The sequence below is a fragment of the Streptomyces cathayae genome (genome assembly GCF_029760955.1).
GTDB lineage: Bacteria > Actinomycetota > Actinomycetes > Streptomycetales > Streptomycetaceae > Streptomyces > Streptomyces cathayae.
The window spans coordinates 2,676,316-2,698,346 of record NZ_CP121682.1 but is presented as its reverse complement, the minus strand read 5'-3'; the positions used below and the strand labels follow the sequence as shown (position 1 = coordinate 2,698,346).

Genomic DNA, 22,031 nt, shown 5'->3' with positions numbered 1-22,031 from the left:
TGCCCGACAACACCACCCAGCGTAGACACCTGAAGCGGTTCGGGCCTCGATGCTTCGCCGACAGAAAGCCTGCGGCAGGATGGATGCCACCTGGTACACATGCTTCGCATGCGCTCGTACTGAAGACAACCGCTGGAGACGCCCGGTGAGTTCCCCAGATCCGCAGGTTCGCGCAGCGCGAAACCAGTCGGCCCACCCGCCGTCCCCGCGCGGGCCCGTCGTCGCGGTCACCGGCGCCGCGACCGGTGTCGGCGCTCTGCTCACCGAGCGGCTCGCCGCCTCGGAGGAGATCAAGCAGGTCATCGCCATCGACGAGCGCCGCGGCGAGTGCGCCGAGGCGCACTGGCACATCCTGGACGTACGGGATCCGGCCATCGCGGACAAGCTGCGCGGGGCCGATGTCGTGGTCCATCTGGCACTCGACCTCGACCTGGAGACCGACGCCGCCGCCCGAACGGCCTACAACGTCCGGGGGACGCAGACCGTGCTGACGGCCGCCGCGGCGGCCGGGGTGCGCCGGGTGGTGCTGTGCACCTCGACGATGGTCTACGGGGCGCTCCCGGACAACGAGCTGCCGCTGTCCGAGGACGCGGAACTGCGGGCCACGGCCGAGGCCACCGGCGTGGGCGATCTCCTGGAGATCGAGCGGCTCGCGCGCCGGGCGCCCCGCGCGCACCCCGGGCTCAATGTCACGGTGGTCCGGCCCGCTGTGCTGGTGGGAGGCACCGACACCGCGCTGACCAGGTACTTCGAGTCACCGCGACTGCTCGTGGTGGCCGGCTCGCGGCCCGCGTGGCAGTTCTGCCACGTCGATGATCTGTGCAGCGCCCTGGAGTACGCGGTCCGGGAGGAGGTCGAGGGCGAGCTGGCCGTCGGGTGCGACGGATGGCTGGAGCAGGAGGAGGTCGAGGAGCTCAGCGGCATCCGGCGGATGGAGCTGCCGTCGGCGGTCGCGCTGGGCGCGGCGGCACGGCTGCACCGGATCGGGCTGACCCCGTCCCCGGCCGGGGACCTGGCGTACACGATGCACCCCTGGGTGGTCAGCGGGAGCAGGCTGCACGACGCGGGGTGGCGGCCCGCCCACACCAACGAGGAGGTGCTGGCCGAACTGCTCGAGGAGGTCTCCGGCCGGCACACGGTCGCCGGGCGGCGGCTCGGCCGCAAGGACGCGACGGCGGCGGGCGCCGCGGGAGCGACGGTGGCTCTGCTGGGCGCGGCCGCGGTGGTGCGGCGGGCGCGGAAGACCCGCCGGCGGATCTGACGGATCCGGGAACGGGGCGGTGGGGCTGTTCCGTACCGGCGTGGGCGTGCGGCACGATGGGGGCATGGCATCCACGAATGATCACCCCGGTGAGCAGGCGGCACAGGATCCGATCAAGCTGATCGCGATCCGGGACGCACCACTGTCCGTGGACGAGATCTTCCGGGCCGTCGGCGATGACGCGGCCGGCGGGACGGCGCTGTTCGTGGGGACCGTGCGCAATCACGACGGCGGGACCGACGTCGACGCGCTGGGATATGCGTGCCATCCGAGCGCCGAGGACGAGATGCGGCGGATCGCCGAGAAGGTCGCCGCGGAGTATCCCGTGCGGGCGCTGGCCGCCGTGCATCGGGTGGGGGACCTCCGGGTCGGGGATCTGGCCGTCGTCGTCGGCGTGTCGTGCCCGCACCGGGGCGAGGCCTTCGAGGCCTGCCGGAAGCTGATCGACGACCTCAAGCACGAGGTGCCCATCTGGAAGCACCAGAAGTTCTCGGACGGAACAGAGGAATGGGTCGGCGTGTAGCGCCGTCGTCGGGGTGGTGGGCGGGTCGGCGCGTGGCGTCGTCACTCCGGTTGCGTAACCACCCCCCGGGTATGAGCGTTATCACTGCGGATGGTTAATCTGCTGATCATTCAGTCGCGGACGCTCATGGGGTTGGGAGGTCGGCATGGCCGCTCTTGCCTGGTTGCTGATTCCGTTGCTGACCGCGGTCGGCGCGGGAGTGTGGGGGAGCTGGGCCAACCGCACGCGCAGAGCGCGGAGCGACGGCCCCGAGCTCGTCGGGTACGCCCGCTTTCGCGAAGCCATGGAGAAGCCCCGGTCCTCGGGTGACTGAGGACCGGGAACCGCAGGTCACCGACGTGCGACGAGGTCAGGGACGCCCGGTCGGGCGGCCCTGACGGTGCGCTGACAGCCCCGTCCCGTACTGTCGGTGCATGCCACGCCGCACCGCGACGATGCTCGCCTCCACCCTGATGCTGATCGCACTCCTGTGCGCGGGTGTGTTCCTTCCCGTGCCGTACTCGGAGATGTCCCCGGGGCCGACGGTGAACACTCTGGGCGATCACGACGGCGAGCCGGTGCTGCACATCGAAGGGCGCAAGACCTATCCGACCGACGGCCACCTCAACATGACCACGGTGCGGGTCACGAGTGCCGACTACCGGATGAACCTGGTCGAGGCCGTCTACGGATGGCTCGCGCACGACAACAAGGTCGTGCCGCACGACACGCTCTACCCCGACGGCAAGACGGAGGAGCAGTCCACCCAGGAGAACGCCGAGGAGTTCAGCCAGTCCCAGGAGAGCGCCAAGGTCGCGGCGCTGAAGGCGCTCGACGTCCCGGTGAAGTCCTGGGTGATCGTCGCCAGTGTCGTCAAGGGATCCCCCGCCGAGGGCAAGCTGCACGCCGGCGACGTGATCAAGAGCGTCGACGGCAGCGCGGTGCGCAAGCCGGCCGACGTCGCCGAACTCGTGACCGAGCACAAGCCCGGCGACGACGTCGAATTCACGATCGTGCCCGCCAAGGAGCAGGCCGCCGCCGAGAAGGAGAACCGGACGCCGACGCGGACCGAGAAGGTCACGATCACCACTGCGGCCTCCGACGACGCGGGAGGCAAACGCGCCATAGTCGGAATCGCCGCCGGGACCGACCACACCTTCCCGTTCAGCATCGACATCAAGCTCGCTGACGTCGGTGGGCCGAGTGCCGGTCTGATGTTCGCACTCGGCATCTACGACAAGCTCACCCCGGGCAGCCTGACCGGCGGCGCGTTCGTCGCCGGCACCGGCACGATCGACGACGCTGGCAAGGTGGGGCCGATCGGCGGGATCCAGATGAAGACGGTCGGCGCGCGCGCCAAGGGCGCCCGGTACTTCCTCACGCCCGCGGACAACTGTGCGGCGGCCGCCGAGGACACCCCCGAAGGTCTCACCCTCATCAAGGTGGACACCATCGACGACGCCCTCGAAGCGATGCAGGACCTCGGCTCCGGCGACACCGCGGACCTGCCGACGTGCACGGCTTCCTGACCGCGCGAGCACGCCTGCTGCCCGCGCGGTCATGCTTCTCGCCGTCCCGTACGGGCTACTCCGCGAACGTCGCCGACAGCGCCTCCGCCAGGCCCGGCACCAGGGCGGACCCGGTGAGGACCTCCGTGGGCGAGTCCTTCTCCCGCAGCCGCAGTGCGGAATCACGGGTACCGTCGCGCAGGACCGCGACCGTCATACGGACCTCCTGGCGCTCCGGGTGCTTCGCCACCCACGCCGCCAGCGCGGCCTCGTCCAGATCCTGCGGGACCTGGGCCTCCGCGGACGGCGGCAGCATCAGACGTTCCACGGTCAGGGCGCAGCCGGCCACCGAGCCGGGCCAGGCGATGGTGCCCAGGAACTCGTCGAGCGGTTTGCCCGTCGGAATCTCGTCCTGTTCGATCGGGGTGAGGGCGGTGTTCTCCTGCTCGTCGCCCAGACCGAGCCGGTCCGCCAGCGAGGGCTGTTCGGCACGGAGCCGTGCGGTGTCTACGAGGGCGAAGAGACGGGCAGGCTGGTCCCAGCCGAGGCCGGAGACGTACTCGTCGATCTCGAGTACGGCCCGGGTGAGCGGGTTCGCCGCCATGGGTGTGTTGGACATGGTCACAATCCTCTCTCGTTCAGGACCGGAATCGGGAACTGAGTAAAGGGTGAGTAAGTTGCATAGGTGTGGGCCCGCGAATGCGCGGGTCCGCACACGGTCCACGAACTCGCGGACCTGACGAATCAACAGCGAACTTCGAGGTGCCTACCTTGGCTTTCCAGATGCCGGACCGTGGCGGAGGCCCGACAGGGCCACGGATGAGAGTGGGCCGCCCGTCCCGGCGGGTCCGGACCCTGCTCATGACCCTGGGCGTCCTGGCCGTCCTTCTCATGGTGTTCACCATGTTCGCGGGGTTCTGGACTGACTGGTTGTGGTACCGCTCGGTCGATTACTCGTCGGTGTTCACGACGACCCTGTGGACCAAGATCGGACTCTTCTTCGTCTTCGGCCTGCTGATGGCCTTCGCGGTCGGCTTCAACGTCTGGCTGGCGCACCGGATGCGGCCGCCGCTGAGTGCCATGTCGTTGGAGCAGCAGAACCTCGACCGGTACCGGATGGGGATCGCGCCGTACAAGAAGTGGCTGCTGCTCGGCGTCACCGCACTGGTGGGGCTGATCGCCGGCGCCTCGGCGTCGAGCCAGTGGCGGACCTGGCTGATGTGGGTCAACGGTGTGCCGTTCGGCCAGAAGGACCCGCAGTTCAAGCTGGACGTCGCGTTCTACGCCTTCGACCTGCCCTGGTACCGGTTCATGCTCGGGTTCGGCTTCGCCGCCGCGATCCTGTCGCTGATCGCCGCCGGGCTGACGCACTACCTGTACGGCGGGCTGCGGGTCACCAGCCCCGGCGCGCGGGCCACGGCGGCCGCCACCGGGCACCTGTCGGTGCTCCTGGGCATCTTCGTCACCCTGAAGGCGGTCGCGTACTGGCTCGACCGGTACGGCCTGGCGGTCAAGTCCAGCGACTTCAAGGCGACCGACAACTGGACCGGTCTGCGGTACGTCGACGCCAACGCCTACCTGCCGGCCAAGACGATCCTGTTCTGCATCGCCGTGATCTGCGCGCTGCTGTTCTTCGCCACCCTGTGGCGGCGCACGTGGCAGCTGCCCGTGATCGGCTTCGGCCTGATGGTGCTGTCGGCGATCCTCATCGGCGGCCTGTACCCGGCGATCGTGCAGAAGTTCCAGGTCCAGCCGAACGAGCAGGCCAAGGAAGCGCCGTACGTCGAGAAGAACCTCAAGGCGACGCGTGAGGCCTACGGCATCGCCGACGCCCAGGTCGACGAGTACCCGGGGACCAGCCAGACCGAGGACAAGACCAAGCTCCGGGACCAGGTCTCCGAGACGGCGAGCATCCGGATCATGGACCCGAACATCGTCTCGCCGACGTTCCAGCAGCTCCAGCAGATCAGGAACTACTACGCGTTCCCGACCAACCTGGACGTGGACCGCTACCCCGATCCCGAGACCGGCGCCGAGCAGGACACCGTCATCGGTCTGCGCGAGATCAACCTCAGCGGCATCCCCAAGCGGAACTGGATCAACGACCACTTCCGGTACACCCACGGATACGGTGCCGTCGCAGCCAAGGGCACCAGCGCCGACGACGGCCGTCCGGTGTTCACCGAGTCCGACCTGCCCTCCAAGGGTGACCTCGGCACGTACGAGCAGCGCATCTACTACGGCGAGCGGACGACGACGTACTCGATCGTCGGCGGTCCCCAGAAGGAGATCGACTACTCCGACGACAGCGGCGAGAAGACGACCAGCTACGAGGGCGACAGCGGCGTCAACCTGGCCAACCCGGTCAACCGGGCGGCCTACGCCGCGGCGTTCAGCGAGCCGCAGATCCTGTACTCCGGTGCCATCGGTGAGGGCTCGCGGATCCTGTACAACCGCACGCCCAAGGAGCGCGTCGAGGCGGTCGCCCCGTGGCTGACCATCGACGGCGACGCCTACCCCGCGGTGGTGGACGGCCGGATCCAGTGGATCGTCGACGCCTACACGACCACCAACGGCTATCCGTACGCGTCGCGCACGACGCTCGGTGACACCACGGCCGACTCGCTGACCGCCACCAACGACAACCGCGCGGTGGTGGCCCAGGAGAACCGGGTCAACTACATCCGCAACTCGGTGAAGGCGACCGTCGACGCGTACAGCGGCGAGGTCAAGCTCTTCCAGTGGGACACCAAGGATCCCGTCCTGAAGACGTGGATGAAGGCGTTCCCGGGCACGGTGGAGCCGAAAAGCGAGATCTCCCAGGGCCTGATGGACCACCTGCGGTATCCGCAGGACCTGTTCAAGGTGCAGCGCGAACTGCTGACCCGCTACCACGTGAAGGACGCCACCACGTTCCTCAGTGGCAGCGAGGTGTGGCAGGTGCCGGCCGACCCGACGAACAAGACGGGCGACGCGGTACCGCCGTACTACCAGAGCATGAAGATGCCCGACCAGAAGGAACAGGCCTTCTCGCTCACCACGACGTTCACTCCGAACGGCCGTGACAACCTCAGTGCCTTCATGGCGGTCGACGCCGAGGCGGGCAGCGAGGGGTACGGCAAGATCAGAGTCCTGAAGCTGCCGACGAGCACCACGGCCGCCGGACCCAAGCAGGTCCAGAGCCAGTTCAACTCCGAACAGGACATCGCCGAGTCGATCAGGCTGCTGAGAGGCGGCGACTCCGAGGTCGAGTACGGCAACCTGCTGGCCGTCCCGCTCGACGGCGGACTGCTGTACGTGGAGCCGGTCTACGTACGCGGTGGTGGACTCAAGTACCCGCTGCTGCGGAAGGTGCTGGTGACCTACGGAGGCCAGACGGCCTTCGAGGACACGCTGGAGCAGGCTCTCGACAAGGTCTTCGGGACCGAGGGGTCGGCCAACGAGCAGCCGCCGGGCCGGAACGAAGGCACGCAGCAGCCGCCGACGTCCGAGGTCCCGTCGGTCCAAGCGGCCCTGAACGATGCCCAGGATGCCTTCGAGGCCGGTCAGGAAGCCCTGAAGAAGAACGACTGGGAGGCCTACGGCAAGGCGCAGAAGGATCTCGAGGAGGCCCTGCGCCGGGCTGAGAAGGCCCAGTCCGCGGAGGGCGGGGGCGGCGGCTCCGGCGGAGGCGGTTCGGACGCCTCGGAGAGCAGTCCCAGCCCCGACCCGAGCCCGAGCAGTTAGCAAGCGGCCTGGTCAAAGGCCCACCCCGCGCCGTGGTACGGTTGCAACACAACGGCGCGGGGTGGAGCAGCTCGGTAGCTCGCTGGGCTCATAACCCAGAGGTCGCAGGTTCAAATCCTGTCCCCGCTACTGAAGTCGCGATGAGGCGACATCAAAGGCCCGGATTCCTTGAGGAATCCGGGCCTTTGTGGTGTGCGAACGCATGTGCCGAGCCCGGCGACGGCCGCGCCGGCGGCGGGAGTTGGCCGATCTGTGTTTGACTTGTCTCTCTGTGGGCATGTCGACAAAACGCTGAAGTGACCTCACTGACTGCGGCATGTCAGGTGTACCCAGGTTGCGGGTGGTGCGACGATGGACGTTATGGGGGATAGGGCAACTCTGTACGAGACAGGGCGTTTTGAGCAGTCCTCTCTGCGGGAGGAGCCCCGCGACGAGACGGGGGAAGCCGCCGACGAGGCAGCCGAGGAGCTGCGCCGGCGGCTCGCTGCCGAAGCCGGCGACGTGGAGGCGATGAGCGTCCTCGGCGCCATGCTGCTGCGCCGCGGCGACCTCGCCGGAGCCGAGCCCCAGCTGCGTGCCGCCACCGCCGCGGGCGACCGCGCCGCCGCCAACAACCTGGGCGTCCTCCTGTTCCAGCGGGGATACGCGGAGGAGGCCGCTGGATGGTGGCGGATCGCCGCCGTCGCCGGTTCCGCCCCGGCGGCCCACGCACTCGGCCGGCACCACCGCGAGCGCGGTGACGAGCCCGCCGCCGAGTACTGGCTGCGCCAGGCCGCCGAGCAGGACCATGTACTGGGCGCCTACGCACTCGCCGACCTGCTGGAACACCGCGGGGACACGGCCGGGACCGAGCGCTGGATGCGGGCCGCCGCCGAGCGGGGGCACCGGGAGGCCGCCTACCGGCTGGCCAGGGCGCTGGACCGGAAGGCCGCGGAGGAGACCGACGACAGAGGCCACCCGTTAGTGGAGGAGGCCGAGCAGTGGTACCGGCAGGCCGCCGCGCGGGGGCACCGCCGGGCCGCACTGCACCTCGGCGTGATCCTGGAGAGGCGCGGCGAGCTCAAGGAGGCCGGCCGCTGGTATCTGACGTCCGCCAAGGACGGGGAAGCGCGGGCCGCCTGTGCGCTCGGCTTCCTGCTGCGCGACGCCGGAGACACCGACAACGCCGCCGTCTGGTGGCTGCGCGCGGCCCAGAACGGCGACGGCAACGCCGCCAACGCGCTGGGCGCCCTGCACGCCGAGCGCGGCGAGACCCAGACCGCCGAACGCTGGTACCGGGCCGCGATGGACGCGGGCGACGTCAACGGCGCGTACAACCTCGCCCTGCTCTGCGCCGAGCAGGGCCGGACCGGACAGGCCGAGCAGTGGTACCGCCGGGCCGCCTACGCGGGTCACCGCGAGGCGGCCAACGCACTGGCGATCCTGCTGCTGACGGCCGGGGACGAGACGGGTGCGGAGCCCTGGTTCTCCAAGGCCGCGGAGGCGGGGAGCGTGGACGCCGCCTTCAACCTCGGCATTCTGCACGCGGGCCGGGAGGAGAACGCGGCCGCGCTGCGCTGGTACGAGCGGGCGGCGGCCGCCGGGCACACGGAAGCCGCACTCCAGGTCGGCATGGCCCGGTTGCGTGGCGGCGACGAGGGTGAGGCGGAGCGGTTCCTGCGGTGCGCGGCGGGCGGCGGCAGCGCCGAGGCCGCCTACCGCCTGGCCACCGTCCTGGACGCCCGTCGCCCGCCGGAGCCCGCGCACGAACTGGGCGAACCGGTGAGCCGGCGCAGCGAGTGCGAGGAGTGGTACGAACGTGCCGCCTCCCAGGGCCACCGGCGCGCGCAGGTGCGCGTCGGCATGCTCGCCGCGGCCCGCGGTGACGTGGTCGAGGCGGCCCGCTGGTACCGGGAGGCGGCCGAGGCCGGTTCCCGCAACGGCGCCTTCAACCTGGGCCTGCTGCTGGCCCGGGAGGGCAGCGAGCCCGAGGCGGCCGTGTGGTGGGCCCGCGCGGCCGACGCCGGACACGGCCGCGCGGCTCTGCGGCTCGCCCTGGTCTACGCGCGCCGGGGCGAGCTCGTCGAGGGCCAGCGCTGGGCCGACCGTGCGGCGGCGCTGGGCCCGACGGCGGTCACGGAACGAGCGATCCGCCTGCGCGACGCGCTCCGCGAGGAACTGTCCGCGTGACCGCGCACCTCAAGAGATCGCAGCCCTCGGAGACCGCGCACCTCAAGGGCTCACGGCCCCCACCGAAAGGGATTTGCTTCTGTCCGCATCCTTGACGTAACGTTGCATTCATCGCCGCGGGGTGGAGCAGCTCGGTAGCTCGCTGGGCTCATAACCCAGAGGTCGCAGGTTCAAATCCTGTCCCCGCTACTGAAGGCCGAGGGCCGGAATCCGAAAGGGTTCCGGCCCTCGGCGTATGTCCTCGGTCGGGCTCCTGGACGCACCCGAAAGTCCCTCAAGCGCACGAAAGCCCCCGGCGTGCTGCCGGGGGCTTTCGTGCGCGGCTGGGAGAAGGGCGGCGCGGGCCGGGTGCCTACGCCGCGGCGCAGTTCGGGCAGACGCCCCGATACGTCATCTCGACGCTCGAGACCGTGAAGCCGAAGCGCTCGGTGTCGGGGAGGTCGGCCAGCGGGTTGCCCGTCGGGTGCACGTCCCGGATCGCGCCGCACTGCGCGCACACCAGGTGGTGGTGCGGCTGGTGGGCGTTCGGGTCGTAACGCTTGGCTCGTTTGTCCGTGGCGACTTCCACCACCTCACCGAGGGTGACCAGTTCGCCCAAGGTGTTGTAGACGGTCGCCCGGGAGATCTCCGGCAACCTGGTGACAGCTCTGGCGTGCACCTCGTCGGCTGTCAGATGGACATGATCGCCGTCGAGGACCTCGGCCACCACACGACGCTGTGCGGTCATCCGCCATCCACGTCCGCGCAGTCGTTCCAGAAGGTCGCTCATGGACACCAGCCTAACAGTCGGAGGGACCAGGTCCCGAACAGGTGTGACTTTGGAGCATTGCTTGACTTAGACATTGTCCATTGTAGGATCAGTGCTGGCTTTAGCCAAGGGTGAATACTTCGGCAAGCGGCTGGAAGCCGCGGTCCAGGCCCTGCGCGGCTGATTCCAGCGCTGGACCGCTTGCCGTTGCGACGGGCCGGGCCCCCTTCAGGGGGCCCGGCCCGTCGGTTATGCCGGTGTGTGCCGGGCGGCCTGTCGTCGTACGGGAGCCCAGCAGCGGATGATGTCGCGGACCGAGACGATGCCGATGGGCTCGTCCCGCTCCAGGACGATCAGATGGCGGAAGCCGCCCCGTGTCATGGCGTGCGCGGCGTCCTCGAGCGTCCAGGACGGGGCGGCGAAGACGACGTCGGTCGTGGTGTGGGAGTGGGCGTGCTCGGAGTCCGGGTCCTGACCCAGCCCCAGGGAGTCGAGGATGTCGCGTTCGGTGAGAATGCCGATGCCGGTGCCGTCGGGGTCGAGGACCACGGCCGCGCCGACGCGGCGGGTGGACATCAGGGTGGCGGCCTGGCGGAGTGTGTGAGCGGGGCCGATGGTGAGGACCACCGTGCTCATGGCGTCGCGGACGAGCATGGGATGGAGCCACCTCCTACCGGAAACCGTGCCGGCGGACCTTGGGTCGATCCGCTAGTTCACGGTTTCACAAGTTCACAAGTGGGGGGACCCTCACAGTCGCAGGCAAAGCGGGAGCCAACAAGAGGGCGTGTGCGGCGCAACGGGGGGCGTGCCCTCGGACCGGACGTCAGTAGCGCTGGTTGAGATAGCCCAGCAGTTCGTCGTGCAGCAACCCGTTCGAGGCGGCGGCGTTGCCGCTGTGCGGTCCGGGGCGACCGTCGAGTCCGGTGAAGCTGCCGCCGGCCTCGGTGACCACGATCGCGGTGGCCGCCATGTCCCAGAGGGACAGCTCCGGTTCCGCGCACATGTCCACCGACCCCTCGGCGACCATCATGTACGGCCAGAAGTCGCCGTACGCGCGCGTGCGCCACACCTCGCGGGTGAGGTCGAGGAAGCCGTCCAGGCGCCCCTGCTCCTCCCAGCCGCTGAGCGAGGAGTACGCGAAGGAGGCGTCGGAGAGCTTGGAGACCCCGGACACCTGGAGCCGGGAGGCCTGGGACAGGCTGCGGCCGGTGAAGGCGCCGTGACCCTGCGCGGCCCACCAGCGGCGGCCCAGGGCGGGAGCCGAGACCAGCCCGACGACGGGCTGGAAGCCCCCCTCTCCGGCCTCCATCAGGGCGATCAGCGTGGCCCAGACCGGGACGCCGCGCACGTAGTTCTTGGTGCCGTCGATCGGATCGATCACCCAGCGTCGCGGGCCCGTGCCCTCCACCCCGTACTCCTCGCCGAGGACCGCGTCCCTCGGACGGGCACGCTTCAGGTGGCCGCGAATGATGTCCTCCGTGCCCTTGTCCGCCTCGGTCACCGGCGTCATGTCCGGTTTGGTCTCCACCTTGAGGTCGAGGGCCTTGAACCGGTCCATCGTCGCGGCGTCGGCGGCGTCCGCGAGGACGTGGGCGAGACGCAGGTCGTCAAGGTAGTCGGGCATGCGAGAACCGTATCCGCCGAGGTGGGGCCGGGGCTACCTCGGGTTCGCGGGCTGTGCGCCCGCTGTGCGCCGCCGTGTGCGGATCGCGCGCGGGGAGTGCGCGGGTCGCCTACGCCCCGCGCGCGATCCACGTATGCGCCGGGCGGCCGGGACACCTCCCGCGGCACCACGAACTCCACACCCCACGCGAACCCTTGACAGTGCCCGGCGGCGCGTCAAATCTGAAGCGCAGAGCCGCTCGCCCGCCCCGAGGGAGGCGATGATGCCCGCAGCGCGGGAATCTCTGCTGGACGCCGCTTACGCGGCACTCACGCGTCGCCCGTGGTCCGCGGTGCGGATGGTGGACGTGGCCGCGGCCGCCGGGGTGTCCCGGCAGACCCTCTACAACGAGTTCGGCAGCAAGGACGGACTCGCCAGGGCCCTGGTCCGCCGGGAGGCCGACGGCTACCTCGCCGGCTTCGACCGTGCCCTCACCGTCCACCACGACCCCCGTGACCCCCGCGACCGGCTCACCGCGGCTGCCGAGTGGACCGTCGCCGCGGCCGCCGGGAACGCCCTGGTCCGCGCCCTGCTCACCGGCTGCTGGAGCGAGCGACTGCCCTCCCCGACCCTGGTGCGGATCCGGTCCGGCTCCGCCGTGCCCGCCCAGCGCCGCGCCGACGGCCCGCTGCCCTCGCCCGCCGACCTGGTGGCCCTCGTCCGCGACCGAGCCGTGGCCGTCCTGGCCGGCCCCGGGGTGCCCAGAACCGACACCGCCGAACTGGCCCGCTCCTGCGAGCTGGTGGTACGCCTGGCTCTGTCCTGTGTCGCCGCACCGCCGCCGACCGAGGGCGGCATCGCCGACCTGGTCCGCAGGGCCCTGAGCCGTCAGCCGATGCCGTAGCGAAGCGTGCGCCGCGTGCGGCACACGCGGCGCATGCTCATGAGAGTCGGCGTTCCGCGCTCACCGCGCCGATCCCGACAGCTGCAGTCCGATCACTCCGATGATCACGAGGGAGATCGACACGATCTTCAGCGTCGACACCAGGTCCCCCAGGAACACCATCCCGTAGATCGCCGTCCCCGCCGCCCCGATCCCTGTCCACACGGCGTACGCCGGCCCGACGTCGAGCTTCTTCAGGGCCAGGGTCAGCAGGCCGAAGCTGCCCAGCGCGAACGCGCAGAAGGCGACCGTCGGCCACAGCCGGGTGAAACCGTGGGACAGCTTCAGGCACACGGCGAACCCGGTCTCCAGCAACCCGGCCACCACGACCATGAGCCACGCCATGTGTCGTCCTCCCGTTGTCCCGTCAGTGGCCGTTTCGCCGGATTCGACGGCTTCGGATCCGACTCGGTGCGATTATGCACTTACCGTCCGCAGGCCATGACAAACACGCGAGGGTCAGTCGCCTTCCGTGCGCTCCCGCGTCGCCAGCAGCCTCCGCAGTGAGTACAGACGCGCCGGGCCCGCGTGCCCCTCGGCGACCCAGGCGTCCAGCGCGCAGTCCGGTTCGTCGTGACTGCACGCGCGAGGACAGCCCTCCGTACCCGGCTCCAGATCGGGGAAGGCGTGGATGACCCGGGACGGATCGACATGGGCGAGGCCGAACGACCGCACCCCGGGGGTGTCGACCACCCATCCCTCCGCACCCGACAGGGGCAGTGCCAGTGCGGACGTCGTCGTATGGCGCCCGCGCCCCGTCACCGCGTTGACGTGCCCGGTCGAACGCCGCCGTTCCTCCGGCACCAGCGCGTTCACCAGCGTCGTCTTACCGACCCCGGAGTGCCCCACGAACGCCGTGATCCGGCCCTCCAACTGCTCCCGCACCCGGTCGGCCGCCGCGCCGCTCTCCAGTTCCGCCCGGTTGGTGACGACGTACGGGATGTCGAGGTCGCCGTACAGCTCCAGCAGCTTGTCGGGCGGGGCGAGGTCCGACTTGGTCAGCACCAGCAGCGGGGTCAGCCCGCCGTCGTACGCCGCGACCAGACAGCGGTCGATCAGGCGCGGGCGGGGCTCGGGGTCGGCGAGGGCGGTGACGACGGCCAGCTGGTCGGCGTTGGCGACGACGACCCGCTCGTAGGGGTCGTCGTCGTCCGCGGTACGGCGCAGTACCGACGTCCGCGCGGCGATGCGGACGATCCGCGCGAGGGTGTCCTTCCTGCCCGAGAGGTCGCCGACGATCGCCACCCGGTCACCGACCACCGCCGCCTTGCGGCCCAGCTCCCGGGCCTTCATGGCGAGCACGATCCGGTCCTCGACGAGGCAGGTCAGCCGGCCCCGGTCGACGGTGAGGACCAGGCCCTCCGCGGCGTCCTCGTGCTTGGGCCGGATGTGGGTGCGCGGCCGGTTGCCCTTGCGGTTCGGGCGGGAGCGGATGTCGTCCTCGTCGGTGTGCTTGCCGTAGCGGCGCATCGTCTGCGTTCCTATGCCCCGAGCATCCCGGTCCACAGGTCGGGGAAGTCCGGCATGGTCTTCGCCGTCGTCGCCACGTTCTCGATCCGCACGCCCTCCACGGCGAGGCCGATGACCGCGCCGGCGGTCGCCATGCGGTGGTCCTCGTAGGTGTGGAAGACACCGCCGTGCAGCGGGCGGGGGCGGATGTGCAGACCGTCGGCGGTCTCGGTGACGTCGCCGCCGAGCTCGTTGATCTCCTTGGTGAGCGCGGCCAGGCGGTCCGTCTCGTGCAGCCGGAGGTGGGCCACACCGCGCAGGGTGGACGGCGAGTCCGCGAGCGCCGCGACGGCGGCGACACCCGGCGCCAGCTCGCCGACGTCGCCGAGGTCCACGTCGATGCCGTGCACCGATCCGGAACCGGTGAACACGAGCCCGTACTCGGTCAGCTCGCAGGAACCGCCCATCTCGGTGAAGATCTCCCGCAGCCTGTCACCGCCCTGGGTGGTGCGGGCGGGCCAGTCCGGGACGACGACCCGGCCGCCGGTCACCAGGGCCGCCGCGAGGAACGGCTGCGCGTTGGACAGGTCCGGCTCGATCGTCAGGTCCCGGCCGAGCAGGGCCCCCGGGGTGACCCGCCAGACGTCGGGCTCACCGCCCGACTCGGGGCTGTCCACCTGGGCGCCCACCGCGCGGAGCATGTCGACGGTCATCCGGATGTGCGGCACGGAGGGGAGCGTCGAACCGGTGTGCCGGACCTCGACGCCCTGGTTGAAGCGCGGCGCGGACAGCAGCAGGGCACTGACGAACTGCGACGACGAGGACGCGTCCACCGACACGGTGCCGCCGTCCAGGGCACCGCCGCCGTGCACGGTCAGCGGCAGCGTGCCGCGGCCGTCGTCGTCGATCCGGGCCCCGAGGTGACGCAGCGCGTCGATGACGCCGTTCAGCGGGCGCTCGTAGGAACGGGGGTCGCCGTCGAAACGGACGGGACCGTCGGCGAGGGCGGCGACCGGAGGGAGGAACCGCATCACCGTGCCGGCGTTGCCGACATCGACGGTGGCCGGGCCGCGCAGGCCCGTGGGCAGCACCCGCCAGGCCTCCCCGGTGCCGTCGGGGCCCACCCCCTCCTCGATCTCGATGCCCATGGCCCGCAGCGCGTCCGCCATCAGCAGCGTGTCGCGGGAGCGGAGCGGACGGCGCAGCCAGCCGGGCTCGGAGGCGAGGGCGGCGAGCACGAGGGCACGGTTGGTGACCGACTTCGACCCGGGCACGTGGACCGTCGCGTCGACGGCTCCGCTCGCGTGCGGGGCGGGCCAAAGGGCGGTGTGCGCAGGGTTAGCGGTCATGCGCCCCACTTTAGTGGGGGTCCTGTCCGCCGGGCGTGCCCGGTACCTGCGGGTCGGGTTCCCCGGCACCGCCGGCGTCACAGCCCCAGCAGCCACCGCCCCCCGCCGAGCAGCGCAGACAGCGACACGGCGTGGAACAGGAACAGCCACAGCCCCGCCGGTACGTGCGTCAGCCGGGACAACTGGTCCGCATCCGAGTCCCCCGCACCCCCGCGCGCCCGCTTCGCCTGGAGTTCGAAGGCCGGACGCACCCCGCCGAGCAGCAGGAACCACACCACGGCGTACGCGAACGCCGCCTGCACCTGGGGGCCCGCCACCCAGGACACCAGGACGAAGGTGCCGCCGGTCACCAGTACCGTCAACGCCCCGTACGCATTGCGGATCATCACCAGCATCGCCAGCAGCAACAGCGTGGCCAGCCACAGCAGCAGGGTGATGCGACCGGTGCCCAGCAGCGCCGCGCCGCCGAGCCCCAGCAGCGGGGGAGCGGTGTAGCCGGCCACGGCGGTGAGGATCATGCCGATGCCGGTCGGCTTGCCGCGGCTGACGGTCAGGCCGCTGGTGTCCGAGTGGAGACGTATCCCCGTGAGCGTGCGGCCGGTGAGCAGGGCCACGAGGCCGTGGCCGCCCTCGTGGGCGATGGTGATGGCGTTGCGGGAGAGCCGCCACAGCCCGTGCGGTGTGACGACGACGAGCGCGGCGGCCAGTGTGGCGATCACCACCCACAGATCCGGGTCGGGCTGGGTGCCGGACACCTCGTCCCAGAGCGAGGCGAACGAGGCGGATGCGGTGCTGTCCATGGACGGTGGGGGCTCCTCGGGATCGCGGACCGGAGGGGGCGGCGCGGAGCGCCTCGTTGAGGGGTGGTGGCCGGGAGACGGGCGGGCCTGGCAGTGTTGCACGTATGTGCGGACGGTATGCAGCGAGTCGCAGGCCCGAGGAGCTCGTGGAGATCTTCGGGATCCAGAAGTGGGAGCCGGAGGAGACCCTGGAGCCCGACTACAACGTGGCCCCCACCAAAGAGGTCTTCGCCGTCCTGGACCGCGTGGTGAAGGACGCGGAGGACCCGCGGCCGGTTCGGCAGCTGCGGAAGCTGAAATGGGGCCTCGTGCCGTCCTGGGCCAAGACGCCCGAGGGCGGGGCCCGGATGATCAACGCACGCGCGGAGACCGTGCACGAGAAGCCGTCCTACCGCCGCGCCTTCGCCACCCGTCGCTGCATCCTGCCCGCCGACGGCTACTACGAGTGGGTCACCGGCACACAGGAGCGGGAACTGGAGGTCGAGGGCAAGAAGAAGCGCCCCCGCAAGCAGCCGTACTTCGTGACGCCGGCCGACGGCTCGGTGTTCGCGATGGCCGGACTGTACGAGTTCTGGCGGGACCGGACCCTGCCGGACGACCACCCGCGGGCCTGGTGGGTGACGTGCTCCGTCATCACCACCGAGGCGGAGAGCACGCCGCTCGCGGTGCCCCCGGCGGAAGGCCCGCAGGCCCTGGCCGACATCCACCCCCGGATGCCGCTGATGCTCACGCCGGACCGATGGGACGCCTGGCTGGATCCCTCCCGGACCGACACCGAGGAGCTGCGCGGGCTGCTTGCCCCGCCGCCCTCCGGTCTGATGCGCGCCTTCCCGGTCTCCACGGCGGTCAGCAGCGTCCGCAACAACGGCCCGGAGCTGCTGAACGAACTGGCCGCACCGGAAGAGGGCACACTCTTCTGATGTGACGAACGTGAACGAGGAGCCTTCAGCCGAGGCCGTCGAGGCGGTCGAAGCCACCGAGGCCGTCGAGACGGGGGTTGGTCCCGCCCGCATCACCTGGCACCCCGCCCGGCGCGTCCCACGCCTCGTCCTCGCGCTGGGCCACGGTGCCGGCGGCGGCATCGAGGCGCGCGACCTGAAGGCCCTGGCCGCAGTGCTCCCCGCGCACGGCGTGACCGTGGCCCTGGTGGAGCAGCCCTGGCGGGTGGCCGGAAAGAAGGTGGCGCCCGCACCGAAGACCCTGGACCTCGCCTGGCGGGACATCTGGCCCGCGCTGACGAAGCCGGGTCTGCCGGTGATCTCGGGCGGGCGCAGCGCCGGGGCCCGCGTCGCCTGCCGCACGGCCGGTGAACTGGGCGCCCATGCCGTACTCGCCCTCAGCTTCCCCCTGCACCCGCCGGGCAGGCCCGAGAAGTCCCGCGCCGGGGAACTGCTCGGCGCCGCGGTCCCCACCCTCGTCGTCCAGGGTGGCAACGACCCGTTCGGCAGGCCCGGGGAGTTCCCCGAGTACGGGAGGGGCCGCGCGTCGGGGGTCCCCCCGGGCGTTCAGCTCCGGGGGAGCGCCGGTGCGAGGGCGGTGGTGGGAGACGGGTGGGCGTACGAACTGGTCGAGGTGGCCCACGGTGACCACGGCCTCGCCGTTCCCCAGCGGGCGGACATCACGCAGGACGAGGCCCTGACGGTCGTCACCGACGCGGTCGTGCGGTGGGTCGCCGAACTCGGACGGCGGCGGCCCGGCCCTCTCGGGTAAAGCTTCGGGAATGTCCCGGCCCTCCACGCTGTTGACCCCGACATATCCGCCGGTCACCGGCACCGACGTCGTAGGAGAGGGAGTCCGCCGCATGGGGTCGACGTATTGCCCGAGGCGCAGCAGCCGTGCCGACCTGGACTGGACGGTGCTGCACGCGGCCAGGACCGCCCCTGTTCGGGCGGCGGACGGACCGGATCGTCGTCTATCCTCCGATTCGAGTGGGGCCGTTTTGGGTCGCACGACTCTGGAGGAGGTGGGTCCGGTTCCCGGTACCGGCGCAGGGACCGAACACGGCCAGGCGGAGCAGCCCGAGGGCCGGGGCGGCAGGGGCGAGAAGAGCACGGAATCGCCCGCGGAGCGCAACGCGCGCTTCGAGCGGGACGCCCTCGAGTTCCTCGACCAGATGTACTCGGCCGCACTGCGCATGACGCGCAACCCGGCGGACGCCGAGGACCTGGTCCAGGAGACGTATGCCAAGGCGTACGCGTCCTTCCACCAGTTCCGCGAAGGCACGAACCTCAAGGCGTGGCTGTACCGGATCCTCACCAACACCTTCATCAACTCGTACCGCAAGAAGCAGCGTGAACCGCAGCGCAGCGGCGCCGAGGAGATCGAGGACTGGCAGATCGCGCGTGCCGCGTCGCACATGTCGACCGGTCTGCGCTCGGCGGAGTCGCAGGCGCTCGACCACCTGCCCGACTCGGACGTCAAGGAAGCGCTCCAGGCGATTCCCGAGGAGTTCCGCATCGCCGTGTATCTCGCGGACGTCGAGGGCTTTGCCTACAAGGAGATCGCCGACATCATGGGCACACCCATCGGTACCGTGATGTCCCGGCTGCACCGTGGTCGCCGCCAACTGCGCGGCATGCTCGAGGACTACGCGCGCGAGCGCGGACTGGTCCCGGCGGGCGCCGGACAGTCGAACGAAGCGAAAGGCTCGGGGTCATGAGCTGCGGAGAGCCGCATGAGACGGATTGCAGCGAGATCCTCGACCATCTCTATGAGTTCCTCGACCGTGAGATGCCGGACGCCGACTGCGTGAAGTTCGAGCACCACTTCGAGGAATGCTCGCCGTGCCTCGAGAAGTACGGGCTCGAGCAAGCGGTGAAGAAGCTGGTCAAGCGGTGCTGCGGGCATGACGACGTACCGGGCGACCTGCGCTCCAAGGTCATGGGCCGGCTCGACCTGATCCGCTCCGGTCAGGCCGTTCCCGATCAGGACGTCACGGCTTCCCCGGCTTCACCGGGCCAGGCCCCCCAGGTGGCCGAGCCGTCCCAGGCCCCGCAGGCCACGCCGCAGGAGTCCTGAGACCGAGCCGATCGGTCGTACGGCCGTCCGGCTCGTGCCGACCTGGAAACCGTTCCCCGAAAAAGTCCCCCGAAAGGGGAGCGGCGTCACCCGTACGTGCTAATCCGCGGGCCCAGAACCCGCGGAGGCGTCGTTCACCCCCTTAGGCTCCGGAACCTGACGTACGGCAGGCCGTCGAGCGCGACAGGCACGGTCGGGGGGAGGGGCTCATGGAGGCGTTACCGACGCGGGCCCGCGTGTATGTGGCCGGTGTCGCCGCAGCGGGCCTGCTCTGTCTGCTGCCGCCGCACGTCGCGCAGATCGTGCACCGTGCGCAGGTCGTGCACGGCCTGCAGATGCCGCACGTCCCCTGGCGTGAACTCGCCTCGCTCGCCGTGCTGTACGCGTGCTGTGAGTACCTCGTCCGGTCCCGGTACCTCGGTGTCCCGAATCCGGGCGGTACCTTCCACCCCGTGCTGCTGGCCGCGGCCTTCCTGCTGCCGCCGTCCGCTGCCGCGCTGGTCGCACTGCCCGGTGCGCTGCTCACTCCGGTGGAGCGGCGGCCGCTCCTCGCGCGGCGGATCTGGCGGGCCGGTCAGCTGACGCTCGCCGTGTGGGCCGCGAGCCGGGCGTACCAGGCGGCCGGCGGCCGGGACGCGGTCGCGGCCGGTGACGTGCCGGCGGCGCTGGGCGCGGTCGGCGCCTCGGTGCTGGTGTTCTGCCTGCTCCTCACCCTGCTGGACCACGGCATCGTGGCGCTCACGGCCGGCGTGCCGCTGTGGCGCGGGAGGCCGGCCTCCCGGCCGGCCACCTGGCGGCGGCTGTTCCTGCGGTCGCTCGCGCCGATCACCGTGCACGGGCTCGCCGGACTGATGATGGCCCTGCTGTGGCGCAGCCCCTACGGGCCGGTGGCCGCGCTGCTCGTACTGCTGCCGATGTGCGTCTCGTGGTGGGCGTTCGCCCAGTACCACCGGGAGCGGGCCGCCCACCAGGCGACGATCCGCGCGCTCGTGCAGGCCGTCGACATCAAGGACGGGTACACGCGCGGGCACAGCGAGCGGGTCGGGCAGGCCTCCACGATGATCGCGCGTGAGCTCGGCATGGACGACGAACGGACCGAGGTGCTGCGCTTCGCGGGCATCCTGCACGATGTCGGCAAGCTCGGTGTGCCCACCCGGCTGCTCACCAAGAACGGACCGCTGACCCCCGAGGAGCGGCGGGTGATCGAACTGCACCCCGAGTACGGGCACGAGATGGTGCGGGGCATCTCCTTCCTGGGGGAGGCCCGCGCGGCGGTGCTGCACCATCACGAGCGGCTGGACGGCAGCGGCTACCCCTACGGGCTGGCGGGCGGTCAGATCCCGGAGTCCGCGCGGGTGGTGGCCGTCGCCGACGCCTTCGACGCGATGACCTCCACCCGGTCCTACAGCAGGGCCCGGCCGGTGCCCGTGGCGCTGGAGGAGCTCCAGCGGTGTGCGGGCGCCCACTTCGACCCGCGCATGGTGGAAGCGCTGGTACGGGTGATCGGCCGGGCCGGCTGGCATCCCGCGGTGACGGCCGAGGACGTCCGGTCCTCCGGCCCGTCCGCTCCCGCACCGGCCCCCGACCCCGCCCCCGGTCCCACCGGCCCCGACCCTGTCGCCCCCGACCCCGCCGGGCCCGTCGCCGATCAGCCCCGGGCCCGCCGATGAGCCTCCGGCTGCACACCCTCGTGCACGCATGCGCCGTCGTGCTCGCCGCCGGCTGTCTCGGCGCCACCCTGTGGAACGGAATCGCGGAACGCGGCATCGCCCTCGCCTTCGGGGTGCTCGTCGCCGTCGGCGAACTCACCCGGCACAACGGGCCGCGAGTCCGGCAGACCGCACCGCTCGCCGCCGCCGGGGCACTGGCGTACGCGCTGCTCGGTGAGGCCGGCGGGAGGCCCACCCACCACGACGCGGCCCAGATCGTCACGGTGGTCCTCGCCGGCTCCCTGCTCGGCAGCGTGCCGCACGTCGGGCGCGGCCCCGGTCCCGCCCGCGACCACCTGGCCCGCCGGACGCTCACCGTCGGGTTCGTCGCCGTGTGCTTCCAGCCCCTCTACGCCCGCGGGACGTTCGACGACTGGGGCGGTTCCGCCCACGCGCTGCTGCTGCTCGCCCTGCTGTCCCTGTCCACGCTCTGCGACGCCGTGCTCGCCGCCGCGCTGGCCCACTCCCGCACCGGCTGGCCCTTCCCGCCGGTGCTGCGTGACGAACTGCGGGCCCTGCCCGGCATCGGGGCCGCCGTCGTCGCGACGGGCGCGGTGATGGCACTCGGCGTCGCGGTCGTGGGACTGTGGGCGCTGCCCCTCCTGTCCGTGCCGCTGCTGCTCGCCCAGCTGTCCTACCGCCGGTACGCCGCCGTCCGGGCGACCTACCGGCAGACCATCACCTCCCTCGCCCGGGCCACCGAGATCGCCGGCTGCACCCCGGCCGGGCACGCCCGCAGGGTCGCCGAACTCAGCCAGTCGGTGGGCCGGGACCTGGGGCTGACCGAACCCGAGCTGACGGTCCTGGAGTACGCCGCCCTGATGCACGACATCGGCCAGCTCAGCCTCGTCGACCCGGTGCCCGTGGGCGCCACCGCCGCCCTGCCCGTCCCGGAACAGCGGCGGATCGCCCTCCTCGGCGGCGCGGTGGTCCGCCAGACCGGGGTGGACCCGCGGGTGGCGGGGATCGTGGAGCGGCAGGCCGATCCCCACCGGGAGCAGCCGCTGGCCGCGCGGATCGTCCGGGTGGTGAACGCGTACGACGAGAAGTCCCGGACAGGAGGGCCCGGCGGGCCGCTCACGGCACTGGAGGAACTGCGGCTGGGCGCCGGGGAGTACGCGCCCCAGGTCGTCGAGTCGCTGGCCCGGGTGCTGTCCCGGGAGACCCGGGAACGGGACGGTCTTACCCGGCCCGGGGCTGGGTAACCCATGGGTAATGAGCGCCGTTCCGGCCGTACGTGGTTGGA

Annotated in this window: 21 protein-coding genes and 2 tRNA genes; 15 read left to right on the top strand and 8 right to left on the bottom strand. The window is 71.3% G+C overall.

Annotated features, from left to right (window positions below; all coding sequences use genetic code 11):
• Positions 1-145: 145 nt before the first annotated feature.
• The 4 genes from PYS65_RS12080 to PYS65_RS12065 all read left to right on the top strand — a co-directional run bounded on the left by PYS65_RS12080 (position 146) and on the right by PYS65_RS12065 (position 3,292).
• The gene (locus PYS65_RS12080) at positions 146-1,261 is read left to right on the top strand and encodes an SDR family oxidoreductase (RefSeq protein WP_279333952.1); all 1,116 of its coding nucleotides are present in this window, start codon (positions 146-148) and stop codon (positions 1,259-1,261) included.
• Positions 1,262-1,325: 64 nt separating this feature from the next.
• On the top strand, positions 1,326-1,784 hold the full coding sequence (locus PYS65_RS12075; RefSeq protein ID WP_279333951.1) for a molybdenum cofactor biosynthesis protein MoaE: 459 nt from the start codon (positions 1,326-1,328) through the stop codon (positions 1,782-1,784).
• Positions 1,785-1,929: 145 nt separating this feature from the next.
• Entirely contained in the window at positions 1,930-2,097 is a 168-nt protein-coding gene (locus PYS65_RS12070) for a hypothetical protein (RefSeq protein WP_279333950.1), read from the top strand.
• A gap of 100 nt (positions 2,098-2,197) precedes the next feature.
• Complete coding sequence (locus PYS65_RS12065) at positions 2,198-3,292, top strand: YlbL family protein (protein ID WP_279333949.1); 1,095 nt, start codon at positions 2,198-2,200, stop codon at positions 3,290-3,292.
• Between the two features lie 55 nt (positions 3,293-3,347).
• On the opposite strand, the gene PYS65_RS12060 is transcribed toward PYS65_RS12065, so the two are convergent.
• Positions 3,348-3,890: a PPA1309 family protein gene (locus tag PYS65_RS12060; protein ID WP_279333948.1), complete on the bottom strand. Its 543-nt coding sequence runs from the start codon at positions 3,888-3,890 to the stop codon at positions 3,348-3,350.
• A gap of 164 nt (positions 3,891-4,054) precedes the next feature.
• Here PYS65_RS12060 and PYS65_RS12055 point away from each other — a divergent pair, with 164 nt between their 5' ends.
• From PYS65_RS12055 to PYS65_RS12040, 4 genes are all read left to right on the top strand, one after another.
• Positions 4,055-6,997, top strand: a complete 2,943-nt coding sequence (locus tag PYS65_RS12055) for a UPF0182 family membrane protein (RefSeq protein ID WP_279337927.1) — start codon at positions 4,055-4,057, stop codon at positions 6,995-6,997.
• Positions 6,998-7,052: 55 nt separating this feature from the next.
• A tRNA-Met gene (locus tag PYS65_RS12050) sits at positions 7,053-7,126 on the top strand.
• 222 nt (positions 7,127-7,348) lie between these two features.
• Positions 7,349-9,166: a tetratricopeptide repeat protein gene (locus tag PYS65_RS12045; RefSeq protein ID WP_279333947.1), complete on the top strand. Its 1,818-nt coding sequence runs from the start codon at positions 7,349-7,351 to the stop codon at positions 9,164-9,166.
• Between the two features lie 115 nt (positions 9,167-9,281).
• Positions 9,282-9,355, top strand: a tRNA-Met gene (locus PYS65_RS12040).
• Positions 9,356-9,518: 163 nt separating this feature from the next.
• Here the strand turns inward: PYS65_RS12040 and PYS65_RS12035 are convergent.
• The 3 genes from PYS65_RS12035 to hisN form a co-directional block, all read right to left on the bottom strand.
• Entirely contained in the window at positions 9,519-9,935 is a 417-nt protein-coding gene (locus PYS65_RS12035; protein WP_279333946.1) for a Fur family transcriptional regulator, read from the bottom strand.
• A 228-nt stretch (positions 9,936-10,163) separates the two neighbouring features.
• The gene (locus PYS65_RS12030) at positions 10,164-10,568 is read right to left on the bottom strand and encodes a CBS domain-containing protein (RefSeq protein ID WP_279333945.1); all 405 of its coding nucleotides are present in this window, start codon (positions 10,566-10,568) and stop codon (positions 10,164-10,166) included.
• 169 nt (positions 10,569-10,737) lie between these two features.
• Positions 10,738-11,538: a histidinol-phosphatase gene (gene hisN, locus PYS65_RS12025; RefSeq protein WP_279333944.1), complete on the bottom strand. Its 801-nt coding sequence runs from the start codon at positions 11,536-11,538 to the stop codon at positions 10,738-10,740.
• A 259-nt stretch (positions 11,539-11,797) separates the two neighbouring features.
• On the opposite strand from hisN, the gene PYS65_RS12020 reads away from it, so the two are divergent.
• Positions 11,798-12,421, top strand: a complete 624-nt coding sequence (locus PYS65_RS12020) for a TetR/AcrR family transcriptional regulator (protein WP_279333943.1) — start codon at positions 11,798-11,800, stop codon at positions 12,419-12,421.
• A gap of 60 nt (positions 12,422-12,481) precedes the next feature.
• Here PYS65_RS12020 and PYS65_RS12015 read toward each other — a convergent pair whose 3' ends face one another.
• From PYS65_RS12015 to PYS65_RS12000, 4 genes are all read right to left on the bottom strand, one after another.
• Positions 12,482-12,805 carry a DMT family transporter gene (locus tag PYS65_RS12015; RefSeq protein WP_279333942.1) on the bottom strand — a complete coding sequence of 108 codons (324 nt, stop codon included), beginning with the start codon at positions 12,803-12,805 and terminating at the stop codon, positions 12,482-12,484.
• Between the two features lie 114 nt (positions 12,806-12,919).
• Positions 12,920-13,930: a ribosome small subunit-dependent GTPase A gene (rsgA, locus tag PYS65_RS12010; protein WP_279333941.1), complete on the bottom strand. Its 1,011-nt coding sequence runs from the start codon at positions 13,928-13,930 to the stop codon at positions 12,920-12,922.
• Positions 13,931-13,941: 11 nt separating this feature from the next.
• The gene (gene aroA, locus PYS65_RS12005; RefSeq protein ID WP_279333940.1) at positions 13,942-15,258 is read right to left on the bottom strand and encodes a 3-phosphoshikimate 1-carboxyvinyltransferase; all 1,317 of its coding nucleotides are present in this window, start codon (positions 15,256-15,258) and stop codon (positions 13,942-13,944) included.
• Between the two features lie 77 nt (positions 15,259-15,335).
• Entirely contained in the window at positions 15,336-16,058 is a 723-nt protein-coding gene (locus PYS65_RS12000) for a M50 family metallopeptidase (protein WP_279333939.1), read from the bottom strand.
• Between the two features lie 104 nt (positions 16,059-16,162).
• Here PYS65_RS12000 and PYS65_RS11995 point away from each other — a divergent pair, with 104 nt between their 5' ends.
• The 6 genes from PYS65_RS11995 (at position 16,163) to PYS65_RS11970 (ending at position 21,990) form a co-directional block, all read left to right on the top strand.
• On the top strand, positions 16,163-16,978 hold the full coding sequence (locus PYS65_RS11995; protein ID WP_279333938.1) for an SOS response-associated peptidase: 816 nt from the start codon (positions 16,163-16,165) through the stop codon (positions 16,976-16,978).
• Positions 16,979-16,988: 10 nt separating this feature from the next.
• A complete protein-coding gene (locus PYS65_RS11990; RefSeq protein WP_423836157.1) occupies positions 16,989-17,768 on the top strand; it encodes an alpha/beta hydrolase family protein in 780 nt (259 codons plus the stop codon).
• Positions 17,769-18,021: 253 nt separating this feature from the next.
• A complete protein-coding gene (locus PYS65_RS11985) occupies positions 18,022-18,717 on the top strand; it encodes a sigma-70 family RNA polymerase sigma factor (RefSeq protein WP_279337926.1) in 696 nt (231 codons plus the stop codon).
• A complete protein-coding gene (gene rsrA, locus PYS65_RS11980) occupies positions 18,714-19,076 on the top strand; it encodes a mycothiol system anti-sigma-R factor (protein WP_279333936.1) in 363 nt (120 codons plus the stop codon). The genes PYS65_RS11985 and rsrA overlap by 4 nt, the downstream gene beginning before the upstream one ends.
• A gap of 209 nt (positions 19,077-19,285) precedes the next feature.
• Positions 19,286-20,746, top strand: coding sequence for an HD-GYP domain-containing protein (locus PYS65_RS11975; RefSeq protein ID WP_279333935.1), 1,461 nt, complete (start codon positions 19,286-19,288; stop codon positions 20,744-20,746).
• Positions 20,743-21,990, top strand: coding sequence for an HD-GYP domain-containing protein (locus tag PYS65_RS11970; RefSeq protein WP_279333934.1), 1,248 nt, complete (start codon positions 20,743-20,745; stop codon positions 21,988-21,990). Before PYS65_RS11975 ends, PYS65_RS11970 begins: the two co-directional genes overlap by 4 nt.
• The last annotated feature ends 41 nt before the right edge of the window (positions 21,991-22,031 follow it).

Coding starts and splice junctions, on each gene's coding strand:
- PYS65_RS12060 (WP_279333948.1), bottom strand. CDS start 3,890: ATGTCCAACACACCCATGGCGGCGAACCCGCTCACCCGGGCCGTACTC.
- PYS65_RS12035 (WP_279333946.1), bottom strand. CDS start 9,935: ATGAGCGACCTTCTGGAACGACTGCGCGGACGTGGATGGCGGATGACC.
- rsgA (WP_279333941.1), bottom strand. CDS start 13,930: ATGCGCCGCTACGGCAAGCACACCGACGAGGACGACATCCGCTCCCGC.
- PYS65_RS11975 (WP_279333935.1), top strand. CDS start 19,286: ATGGAGGCGTTACCGACGCGGGCCCGCGTGTATGTGGCCGGTGTCGCC.
- PYS65_RS12070 (WP_279333950.1), top strand. CDS start 1,930: ATGGCCGCTCTTGCCTGGTTGCTGATTCCGTTGCTGACCGCGGTCGGC.
- PYS65_RS12020 (WP_279333943.1), top strand. CDS start 11,798: ATGATGCCCGCAGCGCGGGAATCTCTGCTGGACGCCGCTTACGCGGCA.
- PYS65_RS12015 (WP_279333942.1), bottom strand. CDS start 12,805: ATGGCGTGGCTCATGGTCGTGGTGGCCGGGTTGCTGGAGACCGGGTTC.
- PYS65_RS12075 (WP_279333951.1), top strand. CDS start 1,326: ATGGCATCCACGAATGATCACCCCGGTGAGCAGGCGGCACAGGATCCG.
- PYS65_RS12065 (WP_279333949.1), top strand. CDS start 2,198: ATGCCACGCCGCACCGCGACGATGCTCGCCTCCACCCTGATGCTGATC.
- PYS65_RS12000 (WP_279333939.1), bottom strand. CDS start 16,058: ATGGACAGCACCGCATCCGCCTCGTTCGCCTCGCTCTGGGACGAGGTG.
- rsrA (WP_279333936.1), top strand. CDS start 18,714: ATGAGCTGCGGAGAGCCGCATGAGACGGATTGCAGCGAGATCCTCGAC.
- hisN (WP_279333944.1), bottom strand. CDS start 11,538: ATGCCCGACTACCTTGACGACCTGCGTCTCGCCCACGTCCTCGCGGAC.
- PYS65_RS11970 (WP_279333934.1), top strand. CDS start 20,743: ATGAGCCTCCGGCTGCACACCCTCGTGCACGCATGCGCCGTCGTGCTC.
- PYS65_RS12055 (WP_279337927.1), top strand. CDS start 4,055: ATGCCGGACCGTGGCGGAGGCCCGACAGGGCCACGGATGAGAGTGGGC.
- aroA (WP_279333940.1), bottom strand. CDS start 15,258: ATGACCGCTAACCCTGCGCACACCGCCCTTTGGCCCGCCCCGCACGCG.
- PYS65_RS11995 (WP_279333938.1), top strand. CDS start 16,163: ATGTGCGGACGGTATGCAGCGAGTCGCAGGCCCGAGGAGCTCGTGGAG.
- PYS65_RS12030 (WP_279333945.1), bottom strand. CDS start 10,568: ATGCTCGTCCGCGACGCCATGAGCACGGTGGTCCTCACCATCGGCCCC.
- PYS65_RS12045 (WP_279333947.1), top strand. CDS start 7,349: ATGGACGTTATGGGGGATAGGGCAACTCTGTACGAGACAGGGCGTTTT.